Origin of the sequence: Gilliamella sp. B3023 (assembly GCF_026536845.1) — a bacterium.
GTDB classification, from domain to species: Bacteria; Pseudomonadota; Gammaproteobacteria; order Enterobacterales; family Orbaceae; genus Gilliamella; species Gilliamella apicola_E.
Genome location: NZ_JAFNNH010000048.1, coordinates 1 through 1,433 on the forward strand (window position 1 = coordinate 1; position 1,433 = coordinate 1,433).

Annotated in this window: 1 pseudogene; it reads right to left on the reverse strand. The window is 42.1% G+C overall.

The annotated features are described in order from the left end of the window. Window positions 1-100: 100 nt before the first annotated feature. Window positions 101-1,433, reverse strand: a pseudogene (locus tag J3U16_RS11875) (hypothetical protein); the annotation flags it as partial.

Genomic DNA, 1,433 nt, shown 5'->3' on the forward strand with positions numbered 1-1,433 from the left:
AACGACGTTGACTCCTTGAGTCAGCTTACTTTTAATCACTCAACACTATTTTTTATCACCCCCACCCCCGCCCTAAGGATTAAGGACGAAGAAATAAGAACTAAGGATAGGAGCAAAGCCCGGATAAGGTGACAGTATTAGTACTAAGCAACACATAACGACCATCGTATTGGTCTATCCCAATACTGTTGGAGGAGTTGGTTTGGCCGGCAAAACAAATTACTACGTTGGGGAAGCCAACGCCAGAGTAATCAAGCATGTTGCCCCACTCAGTGAAAAAACCAGAACCTATATGACGCATAATATGATTACCCTGCGAGGAAGGGGTGGCCCCGACTGAACCAAGACAGCTAGAATTGTTGTTAGGACAAGATGCGTTGGTTAAATCCTTTACGCTAGGCACTCGATAACCAAGACTATTACACCAAGATGAAATATTAGAAGGAATGTCATCCTTAGAACCACGGTGGACGAACCACTGCTTCAAAGTAAAACCATATTTAATAACTGGATTACCATTATTGTCTCGACCGACCAACTCGAAGGTCTGAGGCAAAGTAGGTTTAGAAATAGGATCAGGATTTCTAGAATTATGCTGGTATTCGGTAGCGTAAGGACCAGTTAAAGTAACACGAACGCTTGTAGCAGTAGAATTAGACATTGTGACTGTGATACCACCCTGAGAAACAGGAGACCAATACAATGGCTGACTACTACCACTAATGAGTAAATCAAAGTACAGCCCATTAGCACCAGTTGTAGGAAAGTTTCTACCGTAAGAAGATGGGCCAGTTGACTGAGGGATAAAACCATTAGCAGGGTCCCACATTGAAGCAGGACCAGCAAAATCAAAAAATGGGTTATACCTATCATCACCAAGCTTACCATTTTTTAAATTAGGTCTGGCAAATCTAACACAAACTGAGGGACCTGGCTTTGGATTGACGTAATAAGTCACATTACTTGCATTGAAAGTACTACGATTAGGAACGCCATAACGAGTAGATAATGTACCGTTAGTACTAGATAACTTAACCCTATAAGGTGCAGAATCATTACATGTCGTTAACACAGTATTACGTGATACAGGCCGATTGTTTTTATCGACGATAGATAAACTCAAAGAACCTGTAGCAGTAACGTCACTATCACCATCATCATCTCCCCAATAATTATTAGGAGGACCGATAAGAGAACTTAAATCGACTGAATTAGTATTAGTTGGGACGAACATACTTATATCAGCAAAACTCTGACCTGTGGCAGGTAACACAATTGGTGTTGTTGATGATGAGGGATTGGATGATGGCGTATATTGCGTACCATCAGATAGTGTAATCCCAAGCAGACCGTTAGCATCGACTGCACGTGTACGACCACCGTCGAAAGTCAGATAAGGCGGAGTACCCTGTATCTGATTTGCTGTTGTCTGG